The sequence below is a fragment of the Tabrizicola sp. genome, assembly GCF_036781545.1.
In the GTDB taxonomy this organism is placed as follows: Bacteria; Pseudomonadota; Alphaproteobacteria; order Rhodobacterales; family Rhodobacteraceae; genus Tabrizicola.
Window position 1 is genome coordinate 1 of sequence record NZ_DAIQAT010000221.1, and the last position, 4247, is coordinate 4247.

The 4247-nt window shown below is 66.1% G+C and carries 6 protein-coding genes and 1 pseudogene; 4 read left to right on the plus strand and 3 right to left on the minus strand.

The annotated features are described in order from the left end of the window. The 3 genes from V7Q39_RS19520 to V7Q39_RS19530 all read left to right on the plus strand — a co-directional run. The coding region (locus tag V7Q39_RS19520; RefSeq protein WP_333818277.1) for an NAD(P)-dependent oxidoreductase at positions 1-860 on the plus strand (860 nt) is incomplete at its 5' end. Between the two features lie 66 nt (positions 861-926). Continuing rightward, positions 927-1169 (plus strand): DUF4160 domain-containing protein, encoded by a 243-nt coding sequence (locus V7Q39_RS19525; RefSeq protein ID WP_333818278.1) that lies wholly within the window; start codon positions 927-929, stop codon positions 1167-1169. Further along, the gene (locus tag V7Q39_RS19530) at positions 1153-1398 is read left to right on the plus strand and encodes a DUF2442 domain-containing protein (RefSeq protein ID WP_333818279.1); all 246 of its coding nucleotides are present in this window, start codon (positions 1153-1155) and stop codon (positions 1396-1398) included. Before V7Q39_RS19525 ends, V7Q39_RS19530 begins: the two co-directional genes overlap by 17 nt. Before the next feature lie 134 nt (positions 1399-1532). On the opposite strand, the gene V7Q39_RS19535 is transcribed toward V7Q39_RS19530, so the two are convergent. From V7Q39_RS19535 to V7Q39_RS19545, 3 genes are all read right to left on the minus strand, one after another. Further along, positions 1533-2453: a peptidoglycan-binding domain-containing protein gene (locus tag V7Q39_RS19535; protein ID WP_333818280.1), complete on the minus strand. Its 921-nt coding sequence runs from the start codon at positions 2451-2453 to the stop codon at positions 1533-1535. Between the two features lie 176 nt (positions 2454-2629). Further along, the gene (locus V7Q39_RS19540) at positions 2630-3178 is read right to left on the minus strand and encodes a YSC84-related protein (protein ID WP_333818282.1); all 549 of its coding nucleotides are present in this window, start codon (positions 3176-3178) and stop codon (positions 2630-2632) included. 118 nt (positions 3179-3296) lie between these two features. Beyond that, on the minus strand, positions 3297-3887 hold the full coding sequence (locus V7Q39_RS19545) for a hypothetical protein (protein ID WP_333818281.1): 591 nt from the start codon (positions 3885-3887) through the stop codon (positions 3297-3299). Positions 3888-4089: 202 nt separating this feature from the next. On the opposite strand from V7Q39_RS19545, the pseudogene V7Q39_RS19550 reads away from it, so the two are divergent. Further along, positions 4090-4247, plus strand: a pseudogene (locus tag V7Q39_RS19550) (recombinase RecA); the annotation flags it as partial.

Sequence of the window (4247 nt, forward strand, 5' to 3'; positions counted from 1 at the left end):
CGAAAGTGGCATTTCTTGGCTTGGGTGTCATGGGTTTCCCGATGGCCGGGCATCTGGCCGCCAAGGGGCATGAGGTGACGGTCTACAACCGCACCGCCGCCAAGGCCGAGGCCTGGGTCGCGAAGCACAAGGGCAGCGCCGCCGCCACCCCGGCGCTGGCCGCGAAAGGGGCCGAGTTCGTGATGGCCTGCGTCGGCAACGACGACGACCTGCGCCAGGTCTGCACCGGCCCCGACGGCGCGTTTTCGGCCATGTCCCCCGGCGCGGTCTTCGTCGATCACACCACGGTTTCCGCCAACATCACCCGCAAGCTTGCCACCCAGGCCGCCGCGGCAGGCCTCACCTTCGTCGACGCGCCGGTCTCGGGCGGTCAGGCGGGGGCCGAGAACGGCCAGCTTTCCATCATGTGCGGCGGCGATCCGGGGGATTACGCAAGGGTCGAGCCGGTGATGGCCGCCTATTCCCGCGTCTGCCGCCTGATCGGGCCCTCCGGGGCAGGGCAACTCGCCAAGATGATGAACCAGATCTGCATCGCGGGCCTGATGCAGGGCCTGTCCGAGGCGCTGGCCTTCGGCCAGAAAGCCGGGCTCGACGGCGAGAAGGTGGTCGAGGTCATCGGCCAGGGCGCGGCGGGTTCGTGGCAGATGGCCAACCGCCACAAGACCATGCTCGCCGATCAGTTCGACTTCGGCTTCGCGGTCGACTGGATGCGCAAGGACCTTGGCATCTGCCTCGCCACCGCCGACGAGATCGGCTCCCGCCTGCCGGTGACGGCCCTGGTGGACCAGTTCTACAAGGACGTGCAGCTGATGGGCGGGGGAAGGAACGACACCTCCAGCCTGATCCGGCGGTTGAAGTAGGACGGGATTCAATCGAAGGCTTGCAACACCGTTGCCCGACCCTGCGGCAAAGCATATCGTCTAGCCATGCCAACGGTGTTCCGTCATGACGGTTTTCGCTTCTTCTTCTACTCTAACGAGGGGAACCCTCGTGAACCGATCCATATCCATGTCATGGGAGAGCAGGGCGAAGCGAAGTTCTGGCTCCGGCCGGAAGTCAGCGTCGCCGAAAGTGTCGGACTTGACGCCCGCACCCTGCGTCGCTTGGCGGGCGTGGTGGGAAATCAAAGAGAGTTGATCGAAAGGGCATGGCATGACCATTTCGCCTGAACGCGTCACCTTCGACGACGACAGCATGTGGATCCTCCTGTCGGATGGCCGGACGCTTGGCGTCCCGCTCGCCTGGTTCCCGCGCCTTCTCCACGCCAGCCTTGACCAGCGCCAGGCCGTCAGCCTTTCGCCGATGGGCTTGCATTGGGAGGAACTCGATGAAGACATTTCAATCGCTGGGCTGATTGCCGGGCGTGGCGACATGGCAGGAGTGGGCAAAGTCGCCTGACCCCCGAAGGGCGCAATGTGCTCACGCCCTGACAGCCGGGCAGATTGCCCGCCTAGCAAATGTCGCAGGAAGCGCCTTCGCGGGGCGACCGTAGGTCGGGCTTCAGCCCGACTTGTTCGCGACCCGCCCGCCCTCTAGCTCAACGCCGGAAAACTCGCCTGCGCCACGGCATAGAGGTTGTCCAGGTCCACCCAGCCCTTCAACCGGGCCTTGTTTCCAAACTCTCCGGTAATCACGCCATCCGGCTGAAACTGTCGCTTCACCGCCCCGGATTGCCAGCCATTCCCCTGGCCACCGTCGCAGGTGCTCCATTCGCTGCCCGAGGCGTCCAGCACCACGCCGACATGCTGGAACTGCTCCGGCTTGTCGTATTGCGACAGAAGGTAGATGTCGCCGGGCAGGGGCCGGTTGCCGCCGCCGAAGGGCACCCAGCATTTCTTCGCGGGGGAATACTGCTTGTCCACCGCCTGCGCCAGCTGCTCCCACCAGGTGGTGGGCGAGGTCAGGTACATGTTCCCCGCACCCGGCACATGCACCTTGAAGGCACCCGGCTGGCCGGGCGGGATCACCGGCAGCTTGGTGAAGACCCGCCCCGGAAACTCGCCGCAGCCGGTGGCGCCCTTCGGCCCGCTGCCGCCGCTGGTCAGCCCGGACGGCGGCACCAGCATCCGTGCCGTCTGCACATACTTCCGCCGGACCGGCGAATTCGGACCTGCCGTTGTCGGCCCGGTCGGGGCCTTGGGCGCCGTGGCGACGGCCCCGCCGAGCACCGCGGCCAGCTTGCCCAACTGGTCCAGCAGGCCGAGAAGTGTCCTTTCCGTCTTGGCGGCCACGTCGATCCGGCTGTCGGCATAGCACTGGTTCGCAGCCTGGAAGCGCTTGATCGCGCTGTTGGTCATCGCGCCGCAGATGCCATCGACCGTCAGCGCCGGGGCCGCCCCGCCCCGGCTCGCGGGAAGCGCATTCAGCATCGACTGCACCAGCCGGACATCGGGGCCCTGGTTCTTGCCGCCGAACCCGACCGAGCCCTTCAAGACGGATGACGGAACTGCCATCGCAAGACTCCCTTCCTGAAAATGACTTTAAAGCCGCAGGGTACTCCCGTTGCGGCTTTCCGTCACGTCAGGAAACCGGACCCGTCGGCAAGGGGGCGCAGGTTAAGAAATCCTGAAGGCCAACGCCTAACGCATTGAAAAGGAAAGGGTCCGATCTGCGCCCGCGCGCGGGCAGCTCAGGGAATGATCCGGGTATACTTGACCCCGCTCAGCGTCGCCCCCGCGATCAACCCCTGCTGCCCGAAGACCAGCGCGATCACGTCATTGATCTCGGTCGACTCCTTGCCGATCGAGGCGCCTTCCTCCGGGCTCGCATAGCGGACGTCCCCGCTGACCGCCCAACCCGAGGAGCGGCGGAACTTCTCCAGCGCATCGGGGGTCATGAAGAACAGGGCATGGGCATATTGCTGCGCCCCGATCTGGATCCCGAACGACCCCTTGGCCGCTGCGTAGTAGTCGACCGTCACCCCCTGGATGCGCAGCGCGCCCCGCCCGAAGGCCCCGCCGAAGCCCAGCCCCGCCTCGGTCATCAGGGGCATGTACAGTACCCCCGCCGCCCGCGACGCCAGGTCCCGCGTCCCGGGATACTGGTTGAAGAGATAGTCCTGCGTCGCGCTGACCCGCGCCTCGATCTGGCTGGCCCCGTTCGACCCGATCCCGTTGTTGCACCCCGCCAGCACCAAGGCTCCGGCGCCCAGCATCAGCCCGCGCCGCGTGGTCATCATCTCGCTCATCTTGTCCGCCCTTTCATGCCTCACGGGGTCTCGCGCGCCCCTTGGCCCGCAAGGTAGCCGCTTTCCTCCCGCCTGTCATGCCCGGAAACCGGACCCGGCAAGCCCGCGCCTAGCGTGCCAGCCCCGCATACAGGGCGAAGTCCTCCGCCGCGAAATCCCGCAGCAGCACCTCGGTCTCCTCCGACAGCTCCGTCGCTCCGGAGGGCGAGACGTTCAGCCGGGGCAGGGTGATCTCGCAACCCAACCGATCCTCCAGAAACTGCACGAAGCTCCCGATCTCCTCGTAGCGGAACAGCCGGTCCACCCCCATCCCCTGCCGCGGGCGCAGGAACCTGCCCTGGCTGCCCACATCCGCGAAATCGGGCCGAGGGTCCCGGCACCAGGCTTGCACGAACTCATCGAAGCTCATGCCCCGCGTCGACCTCCCCGCCTCGGTCTCCTCGCGCTGGCGGAAGCGGTACCACGACCCGAGCCAGTCCTTCGGTTCACGCATTAGGGCGACGAGGGTGAAGGTATCCTTGGATGCCGCCTCCAGATAGGGCCCGATGAAGCGGCGGTAGCGGTGGACGGTGGTGTGCTTCAGAAGCGGCGGGCGCTGGATCGACACCGCCGCCAGCGATTCGAGCGCGGCGGCGATCGCGGTCGACCCGGTCTTCGGCGTGGCCAGAAACGCGAGCCTCTGCTCCCAGAACACCAGCATCCTGCCTCCTGGCCCCCGTTTTGCCGTCCCCGCCCGGTTTGGGTCGACTTTCGTCAACACTCCCTTAACCAAACCGCGCGCAAACTGCCATCACGAGAATTGGGTTGAAATGTTCCTGCTTTGTTTGCATAAGTGCAAGAACACTTGGGGAACACGGGCAAGGATTGCCGCCCCCCGGCGGCTGTGAAATAAGGAGAAAGACATGGCGGTGGCAAACCTCCTCGACCTTGGGAGCAAGCGGGATATGGACAAGTCGAAGGCGCTGGAATCGGCGCTCGCGCAGATCGAACGGCAGTTCGGCAAGGGCTCGATCATGCGGCTTGGCGCCGACAGCCCGGCGATGGAGATCGAGGCGACCTC

Excerpts from the sequence above, each read along its gene's own strand:
- V7Q39_RS19540 (WP_333818282.1), bottom strand. The coding sequence starts at position 3,178 with ATGATGACCACGCGGCGCGGGCTGATGCTGGGCGCCGGAGCCTTGGTG.
- V7Q39_RS19530 (WP_333818279.1), top strand. The coding sequence starts at position 1,153 with ATGACCATTTCGCCTGAACGCGTCACCTTCGACGACGACAGCATGTGG.
- V7Q39_RS19545 (WP_333818281.1), bottom strand. The coding sequence starts at position 3,887 with ATGCTGGTGTTCTGGGAGCAGAGGCTCGCGTTTCTGGCCACGCCGAAG.
- V7Q39_RS19535 (WP_333818280.1), bottom strand. The coding sequence starts at position 2,453 with ATGGCAGTTCCGTCATCCGTCTTGAAGGGCTCGGTCGGGTTCGGCGGC.
- V7Q39_RS19525 (WP_333818278.1), top strand. The coding sequence starts at position 927 with ATGCCAACGGTGTTCCGTCATGACGGTTTTCGCTTCTTCTTCTACTCT.